15 protein-coding genes are annotated in these 16920 nt (G+C 37.7%); 4 read left to right on the forward strand and 11 right to left on the reverse strand.

The genetic code is table 11. The features are described from left to right. The 7 genes from CWC28_RS02625 to hsdR form a co-directional block, all read right to left on the reverse strand. A complete protein-coding gene (locus CWC28_RS02625; protein WP_138624682.1) occupies nucleotides 1-1086 on the reverse strand; it encodes a hypothetical protein in 1086 nt (361 codons plus the stop codon). 7 nt (nucleotides 1087-1093) lie between these two features. Continuing rightward, nucleotides 1094-1744, reverse strand: a complete 651-nt coding sequence (locus CWC28_RS02630) for a HEPN domain-containing protein (RefSeq protein WP_138624683.1) — start codon at nucleotides 1742-1744, stop codon at nucleotides 1094-1096. An 11-nt stretch (nucleotides 1745-1755) separates the two neighbouring features. Beyond that, nucleotides 1756-2706 (reverse strand): hypothetical protein, encoded by a 951-nt coding sequence (locus CWC28_RS22250; protein WP_212746792.1) that lies wholly within the window; start codon nucleotides 2704-2706, stop codon nucleotides 1756-1758. A gap of 7 nt (nucleotides 2707-2713) precedes the next feature. Further along, on the reverse strand, nucleotides 2714-2854 hold the full coding sequence (locus CWC28_RS21885) for a hypothetical protein (RefSeq protein WP_171038277.1): 141 nt from the start codon (nucleotides 2852-2854) through the stop codon (nucleotides 2714-2716). Between the two features lie 22 nt (nucleotides 2855-2876). Beyond that, nucleotides 2877-4637, reverse strand: a complete 1761-nt coding sequence (locus CWC28_RS02640; protein ID WP_138624684.1) for a restriction endonuclease subunit S — start codon at nucleotides 4635-4637, stop codon at nucleotides 2877-2879. After that, complete coding sequence (locus CWC28_RS02650; RefSeq protein WP_171038278.1) at nucleotides 4637-6337, reverse strand: N-6 DNA methylase; 1701 nt, start codon at nucleotides 6335-6337, stop codon at nucleotides 4637-4639. Before CWC28_RS02650 ends, CWC28_RS02640 begins: the two co-directional genes overlap by 1 nt. 91 nt (nucleotides 6338-6428) lie before the next feature. Further along, nucleotides 6429-8882, reverse strand: a complete 2454-nt coding sequence (gene hsdR / locus CWC28_RS02655) for an EcoAI/FtnUII family type I restriction enzme subunit R (protein ID WP_138624685.1) — start codon at nucleotides 8880-8882, stop codon at nucleotides 6429-6431. An 859-nt stretch (nucleotides 8883-9741) separates the two neighbouring features. Here hsdR and CWC28_RS02660 point away from each other — a divergent pair. Beyond that, the gene (locus CWC28_RS02660; protein ID WP_138624686.1) at nucleotides 9742-10725 is read left to right on the forward strand and encodes a hypothetical protein; all 984 of its coding nucleotides are present in this window, start codon (nucleotides 9742-9744) and stop codon (nucleotides 10723-10725) included. A 309-nt stretch (nucleotides 10726-11034) separates the two neighbouring features. On the opposite strand, the gene CWC28_RS02665 is transcribed toward CWC28_RS02660, so the two are convergent. Next, nucleotides 11035-11433 carry a hypothetical protein gene (locus CWC28_RS02665; RefSeq protein ID WP_055196952.1) on the reverse strand — a complete coding sequence of 133 codons (399 nt, stop codon included), beginning with the start codon at nucleotides 11431-11433 and terminating at the stop codon, nucleotides 11035-11037. Between the two features lie 55 nt (nucleotides 11434-11488). Further along, nucleotides 11489-11800: a hypothetical protein gene (locus CWC28_RS02670; RefSeq protein ID WP_138624687.1), complete on the reverse strand. Its 312-nt coding sequence runs from the start codon at nucleotides 11798-11800 to the stop codon at nucleotides 11489-11491. Nucleotides 11801-12247: 447 nt separating this feature from the next. Between CWC28_RS02670 and CWC28_RS02675 the strand changes: the two genes are divergently transcribed. The 3 genes from CWC28_RS02675 to CWC28_RS02685 all read left to right on the forward strand — a co-directional run bounded on the left by CWC28_RS02675 (nucleotide 12248) and on the right by CWC28_RS02685 (nucleotide 13861). Further along, nucleotides 12248-12583 (forward strand): hypothetical protein, encoded by a 336-nt coding sequence (locus tag CWC28_RS02675; RefSeq protein WP_036967286.1) that lies wholly within the window; start codon nucleotides 12248-12250, stop codon nucleotides 12581-12583. Between the two features lie 213 nt (nucleotides 12584-12796). Then, complete coding sequence (locus CWC28_RS02680; RefSeq protein ID WP_138624688.1) at nucleotides 12797-13054, forward strand: hypothetical protein; 258 nt, start codon at nucleotides 12797-12799, stop codon at nucleotides 13052-13054. 93 nt (nucleotides 13055-13147) lie between these two features. Continuing rightward, entirely contained in the window at nucleotides 13148-13861 is a 714-nt protein-coding gene (locus CWC28_RS02685) for a hypothetical protein (RefSeq protein ID WP_138624689.1), read from the forward strand. Between the two features lie 362 nt (nucleotides 13862-14223). Here CWC28_RS02685 and CWC28_RS02690 read toward each other — a convergent pair whose 3' ends face one another. Next, entirely contained in the window at nucleotides 14224-14673 is a 450-nt protein-coding gene (locus CWC28_RS02690; protein ID WP_212746793.1) for a 5' nucleotidase, NT5C type, read from the reverse strand. 990 nt (nucleotides 14674-15663) lie between these two features. Further along, the gene (locus CWC28_RS02695) at nucleotides 15664-16677 is read right to left on the reverse strand and encodes a hypothetical protein (RefSeq protein WP_063701975.1); all 1014 of its coding nucleotides are present in this window, start codon (nucleotides 16675-16677) and stop codon (nucleotides 15664-15666) included. Nucleotides 16678-16920: the final 243 nt, after the last annotated feature.

Below are 16920 nucleotides of genomic sequence, written 5' to 3' on the forward strand. Positions count from 1 at the left end.
TTAATTCTCTACTACGAGTTTGTCTTTAAACACCTCGTCATGATTTAATTTCTTCAAAAGTATTTTGGCTTCCGTTGAAAGCCCTTCTGCTAATGCTTTTCTGTATAAAATAAAATTCAGCTTTGCTCTATCTTGAGCTGTAAACCATGTTGTTTTAGACGATCTGGCTAAACCTTCTATTTCTTGATATTCAAGCTTGTCATATTCTTTTAATATTGAATTGATGATCAGTGATGTAACCCAATCTACTGGGATAGGGATAGAGCTACTTTCTAAATCAAGGTTAACTTTAGGGAGTTCGTTACCATTAAAGAAACTTAATGAAAAATCTAAACTGGGACTTTGATATGCCCCCTGGTTTGTGTCAAAGCGATTAAAATTAAACTCAATTAGATTTATAATTGATCTTGCAAGGTCTGATTTAAACCATTTCAAAGTGTCTAAAGCTTGATTTAGCTTGGTTACATGTTCTTCAAAAGTAATATGGATAGCACTGCCATCTTTGGCTTTTATGCCTTGCAGATATTTTACCAATGCATCTGTATACGATGTAGCGTTCGGATATCGTTTTTCACATATGTCGATAAATTTGTTTACTAGTTCATCTTTAATATCGTCACCAGCAAGCATTTCATAAAACAAAGCGTCTATTGCTTGAATATCGTTGGGATCTACAATATCAACTTCTAGCTCAAAGCTTCTTGAAACTTGCTGGTTCAACAATTCAATTTTAAAGAACTTCTTATTAGAAGACGTTAAGATTTGCTTAACCTCAGTTTCCTCTACAACCTCATCATTTATCGTTATTTGATCGGCGTAGAGAAATTCAATATTTTCAAAAAAGCTGATATCTCTCACTTTTAAGCGAGTTGCACTAATTTCAATATGATCTATCAACAGTAACGGATTGCGAGTAGGGTGTGCTTCCCATTCATGTTGAATACGTTCAGCATCACTTAGAAATGTTGCTTTACAATAACGACAGCCATATTGGATTGGTTTATTGGGGCCTCTGTAGCTGGTATCGGGTATCGGGACGCTGCCACCTGCGTTGCCAGGATCAATAAAGTTTATGTAATAAGACATTGAATAGTTACTCCTTTACCACTGGATAATTCGCACTTCCCCAAAGCACTTGAGGATTATCCATCATGATATCTACTATTATTGGAACGAGCTTACTTAGGAATGCTACGCCATCTCTAATTTGCGAACGGTTTGCTGAACTTTGCCAAGTTGCACCACCGTGTATTAGTTGGTTTCTCAACGTGTATAAGCGTTGAAGGATAATGGCTACTAAGAGATCTGTGCGCTTAGAAGAAAGTGCATTGTTGGCTGCAACTTTTGCCTTAGCAAATCGTTCTTTCCACTCTTGTTCGGTTAACTTACCATTTTGGTAATCCCAAAATGGTTGATAAACATATTGGTTATCGAGCAACACCCGCACACTTGATGAAAACTCAGCCCATATTAGGTTATAGAGTTTATTAGATTCATCCAGTTCGACAAGTTTAGCTATGAAAAGAGAAAAAGCTTCAGACTCGGTATGCCTTAACACTTCGGTATCTTGTGCGTATGCGGCGTTAAACGCAATCCATAGAAATATGAATTGACTGTCTTGGTCATCGTTACATTGCTCTGATTTTTCTAGCCAGCTAAGAGCACGATGTACTCTTAATCCTAAGTTGTCAGAAAACTCATTTCTAATTTCACGTTGTTTACTTTTTAATGACTTGAAATCCATCTCATTGTTCCTTAATCCATTAACTCATGTGTTAGTAAGAACTGCTTTAATTCCAATCCCTGCCCCCTAATATCTTTGTATCTATTTGTACTTGTGGCATTTATATGAAAATCAATTTTATCGCCACTCAACCTCACACTTAACTTATCTAAATTACGTTTGAGGTATTCTGTAGGAATTTTCAAATAATTAAAGCCCACGAAATCAGGCTCGGCTAGAGCCAGTTTTAGGTACTCTTCATTTTCAAGCAAATCTTTTGGGATCGTAATGAACCAGATATCTTTATCTTGATAATACTTAGATGTTCTAACACCTTTAAAAACTTCTGATGGAAAGTTCTTTTCAAGCCAGTTTTTTGCTTGCTGTTGGGTTGAAAGTGAACTTTCAGTAAAGTTTGGGCTTAAAGGTGTTGGTAAAGCGCTTCCTCGCATTAGGATCTTTGCAGTAATAATCGCCGTATTATTTTCATAGCCAAGCTCTGCTAAAGCATTCACTTTATCTTTCACCATTTCAGGTGACCAAAAAAACCAATTGTTCTGGGTAAAGTATTCGGCTATGTCGCTAGACTTATTTTGGTAAACATTGCCCGCAACTAAGCCTAGTTGTGGTTGAACATCTGCTTCAGCTAACCCTAACTCAACTAAATCTTTAACTAAGCGGGAAAAAACAATATTTCGGTAATTTTCACAGGTAAAGATTTTGTAGCGCCCATCGGGGATCTCAAAATGTTCAAGTAGCTCACTAATTTTCACCCCAGGAGAGTCAAAATATGATTTAGCTTCTAATACAATCAGTGAGTTTGTGCCAGGTTTAAAAGCCAATAGGTCTATTTCTGGCCTTGGTATGGAATGCTTCCCGATAGCGCGCTTCTCTTCCTTCGTTAAATTGACTTTGAAGGACTGCCTGACCCAATAACCTTCATGTTCAAGTAACGTTTTTATAATACCTTCGAAAAGATCCATGCTATATCTATCCCTTATAACTCAGTTTTAGTGCAACAAAATCAAGGCCAACTAAAGTTGTCTTCCATGCTTGGACAATAACAACTTCATCAGTTAAATAATCTAAAGAAGGTTTTAATGCGCGATATTTTTCGTTAATCAGTTTCATTAAGCGTCCTTGCTGCTATTGGCTAGTTTACCAATGAAGAAGATATTGAATCAGATAAATTAATTTGGGTCGCCTGTGCCTCAGAAATTTGAAATTTTAATAAATTGCAAATAGCCAGAAGTTCATCAACTTTTTCGGCAATCTTAATTTGTTCATTTTTAGGAGGGATAGCAAATGTTAAACTTGAGATTGCACCCAAAAATAAATTTGCTTGTGCTGATTGCTTAGAGCGCTTTTTAATTTGCCTTTGTAAATATGGACTTCTTAAAAGGAGCGCTAAATATTCTACTGAAAGTGAAGGTTCTGGTCTAATCATAGCAGCACTTCGAACCATAGAATATTTGTTGTCAGCGTCTACAATAGCGACTCTACCAACACTACCTGAACAAGAAATCAAAATATCACCTATGTTTGGATCACACCTTTTTCTTATTCTTTCAAACTCACTTGTTGGTACATAATCTACATCGCTTAACTTGATACCCTCATTAGTCACATTTCTTGCTGAAAGTAAATAATGTCCAGTTTCAGTCCGACGAGGGGTAGAATGTTCTCCGTCTGTAATTTTCAAACACACATCCTGACACTTTACTAAACTCCACTTACTAGGCAGTTCAAACTCGACCTCTTCATCCAGGATGGCTTCAGTAGCTTTAGGCTTTTTAATTTTCTTATCTTTGATTAACTGTTCTTTTTCTTCAGCTATTCGCTCTAACAATGCAGATGCTGGTTCGTCGTTGGGGTCTTGTTTTACTAATTTACCCATTACGGCGAGTTGTAGGATGCTTTGTTTTAGTTGGTCGATACTGTCTTCGGTGGTGAAGAGGGTGTCGAAGTGTTCGCTAATGCGTTGCCAACTTTCGTTTAGCTCATCAGCATCTTTGGCGTTGGTAAGCATCGCCAATAATGTTTCAACCAATGTTTTATGTGCATCGATACTTGATTCTGTTTCTGATTCAAGTTGATCGCAAAGCAGCATTAACTCATCGATTTTGCTTACTAATCTGTTTTGGTAGCTTAATGGTGGCAATGGAATCATTAATTCACTGAATTTAGCCGCAGAAATACCTCCGATAATTCCAGTCATCGACTCAGAAAACATTTTGTAAAAAGTCGGCGAGAGGTAACATGAAAGGATATATCTAGGCGAAATATTTCCATACAGTTGATTGGCAAATAACTTATTGCCAAAACAAATATCCTTATTAGTGATGCCGCATTTTTTTCCCGCACTTCCTCCTTCAGCACAGACTAATACAGCTCCAGCTTTCGCAACTTTAAATTTAGGTTCTCCGCTCGGTATTAAAACACCATTGTCATAATCAAGTTGTTCGAAGCCATAGCCAACGTCTTTTGTAGCAATAAATGGCAATCCCTGAGCTAAGCCAGTGTATTTTTCTTCTTTTAGCTTTGCGTTAACACTATTGCCATTAAATATATTTCCAAGCACGCCAAGTCTCACCCATTGCCAACCTTCAGGTACGTCAAAGGGAACCTCGTCATTTTGAATTGCTGGCAACTTTTTAGGTTTTTTAATCTCCTTCGATTTAACTAATTGAGCTTTTTCTTCCTCAATAGTACGAAGCAAATCATTTACAGGAATATCAGTAACTTCAGGTGAGACCAACTTACCTCTTATGGCTAATTCAAATATTAACTCTCTAAGTTTTTTAATCCCATAAAGTTCCAGCTTGTTTGAGCTGCCTCTGCCTGATGCAGATTTGGTTTTAATTGCCGATGTCCAAATATCGAGGTTTTCGGTAATAACGCTTTCTACAGACATTAAGCTTTACCCTCATCACTTGATGAAAGTGCGTCTGCCAGAATACCTTTTAGTTGGTTGCGCAGTTGTTGAATATCTTTTTGCTGTGTTTGATATTGTTCAAGCAGTTCATCTGGATCGTGGCTCACTTGTTCACCAAGGTGTGGGTTTTTAATGTCAAAATTAAAAATGGCATTAAAAATAGCATCACCTTGTGATTGCTCGGCATTGGCACGTTTTAATAGATCTTCACGTTGAGCTTTTAGCGAATCTACTTTTTCTTTTAGTAGTTTCTTGGCTTTTTCGTCTATGCCAGTATCAGGTGACCTAAGCGAATCAATTTCGGCTTTAACCTTTTCAGCTTCTGCCTTGGTATTTTCTGCTTTGTCCCAATGAGGTTTGGCATCTGCTTCCGCCGCTTTACGTTTGGCGACAAAATCGACTTTCCAAGCTTGTTCATTTTCAACACGGCTAGCAAAGCCATCAGTTTCTTCACCCCACCACTGAATTTCAGTTTCAAATTCTTCAAACTTCATTGGTTTGGTTTTAGAGTAGTTTTTCACGCCTTCTGGATATGGGTGTTCATAGAACCAGATATCTTTTGTTGGCTGGCCTTTAGTGAAAAATAGGATGTTGGTTTTAATGCCTGTATACGGGTTAAATACCCCGTTAGGTAATCTCAAGATTGTGTGAAGATTACACTCTTCGGTTAACAGCTTTTTGATTTTGGTTTTAACACCTTCACCAAATAATGTGCCGTCTGGTAATACTACTGCTGCGCGGCCACCATCTTTTAACACTTCTACAATGAGCTGCAAAAATAAGTCTGCCGTTTCACGGGTTTGCATTTCGGCAGGGAAGTTCTTTTCGATACCATCTTCTTCCGTACCACCGAATGGTGGGTTGGTAACTATAACATCAAAGTCGCTATCCCAGCTTGAAAGTGGTTTGTTTAAGGTGTTGCCATGCTTGACTTGCACAGGTACTTCAATACCGTGCAGCATCATATTGGTTGTAGCTAATAAATGCGGTAGCTGTTTCTTTTCAACTCCGTGAATTTGGCTTTGCAGCGTTTTATGATCGGCACCTGTTTTCACATAGTTATTTTTTACGTGATCTACCGAGCAAGCAAGGAAACCACCCGTACCACAAGCTGGGTCGAACACTTGCTCGCCCAACTTAGGATCGATGCGGTTTACCATAAAACGTGTTACCGCACGAGGGGTATAGAATTCACCAGAGTTACCCGCGCTTTGTAGGTCTCGTAATATTTGCTCGTAGATATCCCCAAATAAATGGCGCTCTTTAGAATCGGTAAAATCGACTTCATTGAGTTTATTGATGACTTGGCGAAGTAACGTACCGTTTTTCATGTAGTTAAATGCGTCCGAGAACGCCTCTCTAACAACGAAGCCACGTGGATTTTTATCAATTGGTGCTGTTAAGTTTTTTAATGTTGGGAATAAATCGTCATTAATAAACTCAAGTAGTTCGTCACCTGTGATCCCTTCGGAGTCAGCCGCCCAGTTACGCCATAAGTATTGCTCTGGAATTGGCTCGCGATAGTCATCTAATTCAAATTCAAGCTCTTCTTCTTGTGCGTCGAATATCTTTAAGAAGAGTAACCAGGATAACTGGCCTAAACGCTGTGCATCACCATCAACACCTGCATCTTTGCGCATGATGTCTTGAATCGATTTTATAACTGTACTAATTGACATTAAATTGTGTTCTCTAATTCTGGGCTTCTTGTACTACTAGCTAACTGAATTCCCTTTTAGCCTTTGTAAGGCGACACTTTAATATTTAGTGTTAGGCTTGTTTTTCAGGTATAGCTTCGTAAATTGCTTTTTCTAATTCGGTAATTGCCGCTTCATATTGCTTTGCTCCGCCGAAGCCTTTTTTGGCTAGTTCTAACGGGCGGCCAAGCTCGACCACTTTTCCTGTTTTAAGGGCATCTTTACTTTCAATTGCGGCAACGCCTTCATCACTGTACTTGTTTAACAGTTCGTTAAGCACTGTTTGGGCTAGGTCGCCATATTTTGTGAAGTAATTGCGCTTTTTAACATTGTTTGCGCGTTCTTTTCGTGTTAGTGGCGGCTGGTCAAAAACGACGTGGCAGATCATATCAAATGGGTCTAATTCTTTCCCCACTTCTTGCTCTAAAACTTCCCAAATAATGCCTTCAGTGGCAAGTTCGTCGATGATAGCTTGCTTACGCTCGGCTTCACCCCAGCGTTTTACAAACTCATCAAGGGAGCTAAAGGTTTTTGTGAGGGTTTTGCGGGTGTAATCTTTAAAAGACTCGGTAACGAGCTTGCCGTCTTCATCATAATATTGAACACGTTCACCAAGTTTTTTAACGGAAACGCCATTGACGTGATATTTATTGACCTTTTGTTCTTCTTCGCCCCAATCATCACAGCCGATTTCACCTGATGGATAGTCGGTTTCAACTTCATCTGAATATGTATCGTAATCAGCGTCTGATTCTCCAATTCCGTCAAGTCCATCATCAATGGTTGGAGCAGTGTCTTCAATCACATCATCAAAATCTGATTCGGAATCGTTTATATCGTCAGGCTTTGCTGATATTACTTTTTCTGGAATACCGTCAAATCGTTCGTCAGCAAATAATTCTGTGGCTTTCTTAAAGTCTAAGATGGTAAACCATAGCTTGCCAAATCGGTCATCTATGCGAGTGCCGCGTCCAATGATCTGTTTGAACTTGGTCATAGACTGAATGTTTTGATCAAGTACAACGAGCTTACAGGTTTTGGCATCAACACCTGTTGTCATTAGTTCAGAGGTAGTGGCAATAACAGGGTAAGGCTTTTTAGGGTTTATAAAGTTGTCTAGCTGTGCTTTACCGATTTCATCATCGCCCGTGATTTTCATCACATACTTATCATTTTTAGCCACTTGTTCTGGATTGCAGTTAACAAGTGCTCGGCGCATCCGCTCAGCGTGATCTATGTCGTTACAAAACACGATGGTTTTAGACATAGGATCAGTTCGCTTAAGGTAATTGGTGATGGTTTCAGCAACAAGCTGTGTTCTTTCATCAATCACTAAAGTACGGTCAAAGTCCTTTTGGTTGTATATGCGATCTTCAACTTCATGGCCTTGTTTATCGACCATACCTTTGGTTGGCCGCCAACCTTGCAGGTCAACATCAATGTCTACACGAACAACTTTGTAAGGAGCTAGGAATCCATCTTCAATACCTTCTTTTAATGAGTATTGATAAACAGGCTCGCCAAAGTAATCGATGTTAGAGACTTCATTGGTCTCTTTTGGTGTAGCGGTTAGACCAACTTGGGTTGCTGAGCTGAAGTATTCGAGTATTTCTCGCCAAGCGCTATCCTCTGATGCACTACCTCTGTGACACTCATCGATAATGATGAGGTCAAAGAAGTCTGGGTCAACTTGTTTGTATGCTTTTTGGCTTTCTTCTGGGCCTGTTAGTGCTTGGTATAACGCTAAATGAACTTCGTATGCAGGGTCTACTTTTCTGCCTGTGATTTTAGTCATCGCTTGACCAAATGGCTGAAAGTCATTGATTCGAGTTTGATCGACTAATACGTTTCTATCGGCTAAAAACAATATTCGTTTTTTGGCTTTTGCTTTCCATAGGCGCCAAATAATTTGAAAAGCCGTGTAGGTTTTACCTGTGCCTGTTGCCATGACCAATAAAATACGGTCTTGGCCTGATGATACTGCTTCAACCGTTTTGTTTATCGCTTGTAGCTGATAGTAACGTGGAGATTTACCAGAACCATCATCGTAGTAATCTTGTGTAATTATCGGAAGTTGAGCTGGTTGGTAGCCTTTGTATGTGCAGTATTTATCCCAAAGCTGTGCGGGTGTTGGGAAGTCTTCTAATGTTATTTCTGACTCTAATTGTGCTGGATTGGTTTTATCGTGAAATACAAAGCCGTCGCCATTACTGGCAAATATAAATGGCACATCTAGTAAATTGGCATAATCTAAACCTTGCTGCATTCCTTTGCCAATCTCGTGTTTATTGGCTTTGGCTTCAATTATAGCTAAAGGGATAGAAGGTTTGTGATAAAGAACAATATCAGCACTTTTTACTGTTTTACGTGCAGCAGCCATACCACGAACGATGACTTTACCGTCTCGCAGTTTCACTTCTTGGCGAATTTGCGTCATATCATCCCAACCTGCTTTTTTAACAGCAGGCATAATGAATTTAGATATGATATCTGTTTCGCTTAGTGCTTTTTTGTTAATTGGACTCATACGAATACCTTTCAAATCCATTTGTTCGTGAGTAAAAGTGCTTCGCGTATTACCAATAAGAGACTGATGCTTTCTTTTCTTACGAACGGTTTATTTTCATAGTTTTGCTTATAACTATGAAATTGCCCAACTTAAATTTATTACAAATAAACTAACAAAACGATTAAGGTTTGTCACTTAGAAAACAAGCAGATAGCCTTTAATATATTACTCTTGATGTATTGTTCTGCAACTGATTCTAAATTTCAGCAAAAGATTATATATCGCGTATTAGTTTTTAATGTTGAGATGATTGTATAGCCTAAGAATGGGAATAAATTAGCGAAGTGACCAACTACTTTTTCAAACATGAAAAAGTTAATAAAAGCTTGAGCGAAGCTCAACAGTAAATCGCGCAGTTGTTGTGGCAATGAAATTGTCATGGCAGCGGAGCCGGAGTCAGCATCGCAGATCAAGCGCGTACGAGTTTTGCTTAAGCAAAACTGGTTATCACTGCGAAGCTAAGTGGTAGCCAGCCAAGCCGCAAGGCGGCACCGAATTGGACAGGTGCATTTATGCCTCTCCCCTGGACAATGGCGGGTGAGAAGGCGCTTGATCAGCGGTAGCTGACTCCGAGTAAATCTAATACCGACAAACGAAGTGCGAAGAGCCAGTGTAGCGACAAGTCGCGTAAACACTGGCGTGTAAGAGATTTACTAAAAGAACGAAGTTCTTCTTAATTTGGATAAATTGAGTTTGTTAAGCAGATTGCTTAGCAAGGCAAAGCCCTAGCATGATGCAAGGCATATGCTAAGCCTGTGCTAATAATTCGTATTGTTTGAACCTTGTTAATTTGGATTAAATAAAACAAGGATGAAACATGAGACAAGTCGATAAATACTTACAGCTAACGTTAGCTTATTTTGAAATGCCAGACATTACTAATCCAGCACAACTCGGCTCTGTCCGAGAGGATGCTGTTATTAGCTGGGTTGGTCGATTCGGCATGAGCAGTAAAACGGTAGTTCAGCAATTATTATGTATAAATCGGGAAGCCGTTAATAAACTCATTAATAGAATGAAACGTAAAGGGCTTTTGCATGTTCACCAAACGTTCGGTAATACCGACCAGGGGTTTATTGTATTAACGAGCGAAGGTTTTCGACGTGCTGAATTTATTTTACAACAAGATTTGCATCTGAAATCAGATGTTAGTCGGATCAATGAACGCAACTTGGTTCATGATCTCAGTATTCAGCTTGTGGTGATAAACCTAATTCGCGATAACAAAATAGATGGTTTGATAACTGAGCGTGAGCTAGCGTTGTGCTTAGAGCAACGTAAGAATGATGAACGATTGGTTGACGGTATTGTTAGGCTTGCAGGAACAATGACCAATGTTGCTATTGAAATGGAAACATCGAACTCTAAAAACAAAGGCAACGGTGAGCTTCGCAAACGAATATTAGATAAATATCATCAGCAGCTTCATTTGAAAGATGGTCTGTATAGCCAAGTATATATGTACAGCCATCGGCAACGGTTCCTAACTCAGGTTGAGAAAACTCATCAGCGTATTTTTACCACTTCTAAGTTTGGCTTCACCAACCAACAAGTTGATATTTTAAAAAACAATATAAAATTTAAAGCTCACGAGTGCAGCCATATTTATGAGTTAATGTTTAACTATGGGCGTAAACTCACTTTTGAAACAAACGCTCCAGAAATTAATATAAAAGGCTATTTAGAAAAGGTAGATGAACTGACAGCATTGGCAGAGTCGTCATCAGACACTGTTTTGCGGCTGCGTTTAGATGGATTTAAAGATGCTGGGGTAGTGCTTGGTATTTCACATACAGATTGACCTGTGGGGCGTATAGCCCCTCTTAATTTTGACCTTAGCATTCAGCTTTCAAAATTATTCATATTGAATAATCCTGAATACTTAACAAGCAACCTCATTGCTTGTCGAACCAACGGAAAAATTCGATCTGAGGTTTATCAAATTTTCAATACGTTCGCCGCTGCATTAAAAAAGCATGGCAGCGACATAGAGAAAAGTTAGTTTTTGGTTCCTGCACTTAAATATAACTAGTGCCGTATTGAGAGAAGTTTTTTGGTGTTGTTTGAGTTTGAAACTGTGAATGAATAAAAAAGGGCTGATAGCCAGCCCTTAGAAAAAATCGATCATTTCTTCAAATTCATCATATGCCTCGGAGCTAAAGCAACGTTTCTTTGATATTCCAAATATAGAGAACAGCTCTTCATCTGTGACATTTTCAGCTAGATATTTTTGCATAATTGAGCCGAAAACCGAGAAAATTAGCCCTCGCTCATTTGCCTCAAAAAACTTTGATTGCAACTCTTCAGGTAGTTGCTCTACTAAGCCTTTCGATAATACAAAGCCGTTGGTTTGAAAGCGCTCATTTTTGTGCTCGTAAATATAGTCCAGTGAATCTGAATCAAAATACCAGCACACCCTAAACCGATCATCCCAATGCTCAGGCGTTCGAGTTTTCCTCGTAAATAAATGAATAAAAGGTGTTTGATCATTTTCTGTCTTGTTATTCATGGGGTAAGTCCTTAGTTGATAAACCTCATGAGTAATTAAGTTCGGCACCAGAGAATTAAGCCTCTTGATTGCTATCACATTCATCCAAAGTAATGATGAGTTGGTGCAAGTTAGTTTTTCTAGAATCGTAAACTTGGGTCTCAAGGGCTAGTTCAGCTAATATTTTCGCAATTCTTGCCAGTGCGTCTTTTTCAGCTGGGTGTAGGTGATCAAGTTGATAATCAAACATACGATACCAGTCCAACTTATATAGGTTTTTACTCGTTAGGTTTTGTGCATCGATTGAGTGTTGAGTTATCGCAATAGCTCGACCTAGTTCTTCATTTAAAAAGCACATATATGAGCCTTTTAATGGTTTACTCTTCATAAAGCTTTCTCCTTTTAATTTGCTTCAGTTGATATCAAGGAGCAGGCTGAGGAAAATTTATAAAGCGCTTTGATTCTAAGTTTTTTTCATTAAAGTCAAAAAGCCAAGTAAAAGCTAAGAAGAGTAAATATATGGAATGGGTATTGTTTTTAAGCTACGTCATATATGAGGCCATCAGAGTCTACAAAGAGTGTAAACAAAATAAGCAAACGTTTTGGCAGTGGTGTAATACACCACTAGACTCTAAAGATGACTACAAAATGGATGCGTAATGATTGATTTAATGTTTATCGCGGGCGTTGGGGCAGGTACAGTGCTGGTCTTTTTATTGGTTTACTATGTGATCAAAAAGACACTTGAAGCCAAGTATATAAAAGAAAAATAGCACTAAATTTTCTGGTAGTGGAGCTAGGTACTTCTGAGGTTATTAAAATTTAGGAGACCACAGTGAACACTAACTTAAAATCAATCGAGCTAACAGAAAAGCAACCAAGTATTGCCAGCGATGAAGACTATATTGCCCTTTATGAAAAGGGGACAGAATACATTTACTACGTACGTAATTATGTTATGTCGCAAGAATTCATTGTATTGAGTGCAGGAATGTTTGAATTGCTGCCTGAAGAGCATAGACCGATAACCAATGTCTTTGTTCAGTCTAACTTTTATGTGCTCAGGCAGTTAAAAAGCCTCATCAGAGAGCATGTATTGCAGTCAGGGCAGTTACAGCATTTCTATCATTTGTTTAATTGCTCGATAGCTGATTTTTTTGAGAACCTTTAAATATGTGATTGGGGCAACAACGCAAAGTTTTCCCTTCATGGTCATAAATTAAGTTAACAGCAAACTTAATCTAACAATAGTACAGCTGTTACCACATAGATTGATGCCCACCTTTTGGTGGGCATTTTCATGTATTTCGGAAACCTTTTTTCGTTTAATCTTTTACATGCATAAATTGATTAGAGGATGAAAATGGTTACATCAAATTTCTATGTGAGGTGGGCAGTTAGCTACAGTGACTCGACATATACCGATATCGTTTCAAAACTTTCGACAGATGATTTGGAGCAATATTATTGTGAAGAAGCAGAGATCGACTTAATCATATTCGAAGATGATCCTGACTACAGTTATAGTCAAGAAGAGTTATTTCTTATTAAACCAGCACATGACTTGTCGATACCCCACTGGATTAAAAGTCGCTTCAAGTTTGAAATAGATGCGAATATGAACATTGTTTCTTTAGGTTAAGTGGTTAGTGCAGGAAAAGCTGTTTATTGTATTTTGGAAACGTGTTTTTGAATAATATGTTTTAGTTTACTTTGTCATGCGAGTAGTAGTCCCTTGAATAATTTCGAGCACATTGAGAATAAGCAACAGTCTAATTGTCCGAAACCAAGATTTTGTGCATTTTACCTCATAGACGGCCATGTTGAGTTAAGTTTAAGTAGTCGAACTTTAGCTGCCAAACATGATATTTATCTGATCGTTCAAGCGCTGTATGATGAGAATGGACGGTGGATTATTAGTGATGAGCATGATCACTATAAAATACAGAAAAACATGTGGGATTACCTTCATGATTTACCAACTATTGACGAAATCCCATTACGTGAAACGATAAGCAAACTCAACAATAAAATTGAAGATAAATATGGGTTAACCATAGCTTCATCATCGGAAATTCAATTCCTAGCTCTGCGCGAAAATGACAACCTTTGTGTCGATCCAGAGTATTTAGCAACACAAAAGTATCGAGATACCAACCTTAATAATGCGGCCAAGGGCGGAGGCTATGTTGTAACAGGTTATAAAACTGAAACTCAATGGGTAGATAGCTTAAACAACACCGCTGAGCGATTTACACCAGGGTCTGTTGCTGTTGATGCTAGAGGCAATAAGTGGGTAGCAACTGGCTATTACCCAGTAAATACTAAAGGTTTAAATTGGCGACTTGTTTACCAAGTCTCAGATGATGTTCGTTACAAAGACGTAGAACTGGGAATTTATGATATCGATGCGATAACTCTCGTTGATGTAAACGGTAACGTTATCTGATTTAGAGGAAGTAATTGCTATTTGGCTGCTGTTGAGTATATTTGTTACTTACTAATAGTTAGTATTTCACTATAACAAAGCTGAGGTGAGGAAAGTGCTGTGACACTAGGTATCTATATTCTTCTCGCGTTCATTATTACGATTGTTTGTGTTTGTCATGCATATTATTTACTGACAAAAAAGAGTGTGGACACCATGAATTCAATCAGTAACGATGAAAAAGTAAGCTCTAAGGGATGAAAATGTCTATTGAATTGCTTTGGTTTATTCCTGCACTAATCTTAACCTTCACGGTTTTATACTCTATACATAACGTTAAAAAGAACGATAAAACTGATTAAGTTTAACTTATTTCGCTATGCTTAGAATTGAGCTGTAAAATATTCTAATACAGCTTCCCAATTTGGGTAGTCGCTCTGCCCAAAGTGAATTAGCTTTCCCTCAAAATGCTCTTGCCCACGCCCATTGCTATGGTCATCAATTAGGACGTCACCCTTGAGAAGCCCTTTATTACTGCAAATGATTAAGTTAGAGGTCATTTCATATCCAAATTTGTCTTCAATCCATAACCTTTTCTCTGTGTAGGACAGAGGATTTTTGGTAGACGGGGCTGTTAAAATATACAAATCAATATCTTTTCGAGACCTTAACTGTCCTATAGCGATTAAAGCACCTTCTATAGGCTCTAGGCTTCTAAAAAAACCAGGTTCACTTTGTGGATATGGAGTAGCTGACGATTTAGCTTTTTTCTCACAGATCTTAGTTGAGTAATCACAAAGAACATCATCCATATCAACGTAAACAGTCAGCATTATTTCCCCAAGTTTTATCAAGCGTATTTAGGTTTTAGTATATGGTATTTTATTTATATAAGTAATTAATAAATAGGTATTTTTAACTACGACGAAACGTTGGGGATATAACGAAAACTATCGCTTGTGAATACCTGTTTATTAACCAGGCTTAAGAGTGTTCAAAATGCTCTCACTTGTTACTTATTTAATATTTCACATTGTTCGTAATAGTGTAAATAAGCAGTGTTGTGACTGAATTTCTGCCGCAATAGTGCTTATTTACATTATTGTGAATGAGCAATATTCCTTCTTTCAACTACGACCTTGAGGTGGGTAAAAATCGAAAAACTATCTACCATGCTTTATAAACAAATTCCTATTTTGGTGTCGTCGCAGTTGCTTTGGTGTCGTCGTAGTTACTTTGGTGTCATCATAGTTACTTTGGTGTCGTCGTAGTTGCTTTGGCGTTTAGTTGATTATTTAAATACAATCTTTGAAATAATAAAAATAACAGTGAAACCTATTTTTCAACTACGACTATGTTGTGGGGAAAAATCGAAGCTCAATAACATGGGTTCTACCTTAGCGGGTATAACCCATGTTTGAGTTTGAAAACTGTGTGACTCTTTTGGCCAAACTGTGTTACTTGTTGACTATTGTAAAATAGTAGAATCCAGCCTTACATGTCACAGTTACAGAATTTCTATCATTAGTTTGATTGCTCGATAGCTGATTTCATGAGAACCTTAAAATATATTATGGGACAACAAAGTAAAGTTTTCCCTTCATGGTTATATTTAAAATTAACGGACAACCCTAAAAAAGGAACTACACAATAAATACACTAGCATTGCTATAGCCCTTTAAAGTTTGGGGTTGGACGCTCATTCAAATCCCCCCAGCTCCACCAAATATGAAAAAGGCTGCTCTCAGAGCGGCCTTTTTTATTGCCTAAAATATTTATAAAAATGCAATTTTACTTCGAATTAAAAATGATTTGCCATTTGACTAATCCACTTTAATAGAGTTAATAAACGATATATGCTCTTGAGTAGAAATAAACCCATTTGCTTTTAACCCCTCTGTTGCTGGGCCTGATATAGCTTCTGTCAGTTCTAGTTTTATATAGGAGCGTTTATCAATCTTGTTGGCGAATTGTTGGCTAATATCGATGTCTGTATCTTTCTCCATTTTCATTTTTTCATAGCTTGATTTATCTGAATAATTAGTATCCCAGCCTTCGGACTTAAACTTGTCGTATAGCACATAAGAAGTTCTCTTCAAGGGAAGGTTTACACCAAGGACACCATCTTTCCTGAGTATATGTATAGTGCCTTGAAACTCCAGAGTTGCATCGTTTTCAAGTAAAATCCTTTCTATGAAAAGTTGCTCTTCAGATGCGCTTTTCCAAAGGTCAGTAACAATTGAGCCTGCTAAACTGCCTAAAGTAGAGCTAATTGTTTGGCCTATTGTAATAAAAATGCCAGCTAAACCAGGGCTGTCATCGTAAGCTCTTACAGCAGCTTTTTTTAAATCAAACCCTTCAACCTCATATAATTTGAATGTAATCCTATAAGGGTTATCTGCACCATGAGTAAAAACAATTTTCTCAGAAGTATCTAATGCCACTTTAGCATAAGATTCTGAGTTTATTTTTATGTTTGTCGTTTTGTAGTAGGTCTTGCTTTGTCTCTCTAATACATCTTCTGCTGACAAACTCTCAATCCTTGTTAAGAGCCAAAGCTCTTTCCCGAAAAGGTGGGAGGTTATTTTTTTTTCGAATCCTTTATATTTATCATCGTCTAAGGTAGGACTTGACTCACCGTTATGGATCCAGCCAGGCTGAAGGTAATCAATTTTTAATTGAAATACAGAATCAGTGTCGACGTAAATTGGATTATTTCCGGTTGATGGGATTTCGTAGATATTATTACTTTTTTGCTTATATAAAATAGCTTCTGAGAAGTGATTAGTCGTGCAACCACAGAATGTTAATAAGACTAATAATATTCCATATCTCATATTTATCTCCTTAATACTTTTTACTAATTTATACTAACTACATATAGCGAGGTAAAAAATTAACTGCATGAGATAAAGCTTTGCTTAAAATAAGGGGGATTCAAGTTTTTGAGGCATTTTGGTTTTAAAATACGCAATATTTATGGTGCAGCTAGAAATTTTTTAAAGATATTTAGTTTCTTTTTATTAGATCTAATTTAAATACTTTACGGGTTTGGTTTTAGAACTTTAAGTTGTTTTTGT

It is taken from the genome of Pseudoalteromonas sp. S4492 (assembly GCF_005886115.1).
In the GTDB taxonomy this organism is placed as follows: domain Bacteria; phylum Pseudomonadota; class Gammaproteobacteria; order Enterobacterales; family Alteromonadaceae; genus Pseudoalteromonas; species Pseudoalteromonas gelatinilytica.

Excerpts from the sequence above, each read along its gene's own strand:
- CWC28_RS02650 (WP_171038278.1), bottom strand. The coding sequence starts at position 6,337 with ATGTCAATTAGTACAGTTATAAAATCGATTCAAGACATCATGCGCAAA.
- CWC28_RS02640 (WP_138624684.1), bottom strand. The coding sequence starts at position 4,637 with ATGTCTGTAGAAAGCGTTATTACCGAAAACCTCGATATTTGGACATCG.
- CWC28_RS02670 (WP_138624687.1), bottom strand. The coding sequence starts at position 11,800 with ATGAAGAGTAAACCATTAAAAGGCTCATATATGTGCTTTTTAAATGAA.
- CWC28_RS02690 (WP_212746793.1), bottom strand. The coding sequence starts at position 14,673 with ATGCTGACTGTTTACGTTGATATGGATGATGTTCTTTGTGATTACTCA.
- CWC28_RS21885 (WP_171038277.1), bottom strand. The coding sequence starts at position 2,854 with ATGAAACTGATTAACGAAAAATATCGCGCATTAAAACCTTCTTTAGAT.
- CWC28_RS02660 (WP_138624686.1), top strand. The coding sequence starts at position 9,742 with ATGAGACAAGTCGATAAATACTTACAGCTAACGTTAGCTTATTTTGAA.
- CWC28_RS02625 (WP_138624682.1), bottom strand. The coding sequence starts at position 1,086 with ATGTCTTATTACATAAACTTTATTGATCCTGGCAACGCAGGTGGCAGC.
- CWC28_RS22250 (WP_212746792.1), bottom strand. The coding sequence starts at position 2,706 with ATGGATCTTTTCGAAGGTATTATAAAAACGTTACTTGAACATGAAGGT.
- CWC28_RS02695 (WP_063701975.1), bottom strand. The coding sequence starts at position 16,677 with ATGAGATATGGAATATTATTAGTCTTATTAACATTCTGTGGTTGCACG.
- CWC28_RS02630 (WP_138624683.1), bottom strand. The coding sequence starts at position 1,744 with ATGGATTTCAAGTCATTAAAAAGTAAACAACGTGAAATTAGAAATGAG.
- CWC28_RS02665 (WP_055196952.1), bottom strand. The coding sequence starts at position 11,433 with ATGAATAACAAGACAGAAAATGATCAAACACCTTTTATTCATTTATTT.
- hsdR (WP_138624685.1), bottom strand. The coding sequence starts at position 8,882 with ATGAGTCCAATTAACAAAAAAGCACTAAGCGAAACAGATATCATATCT.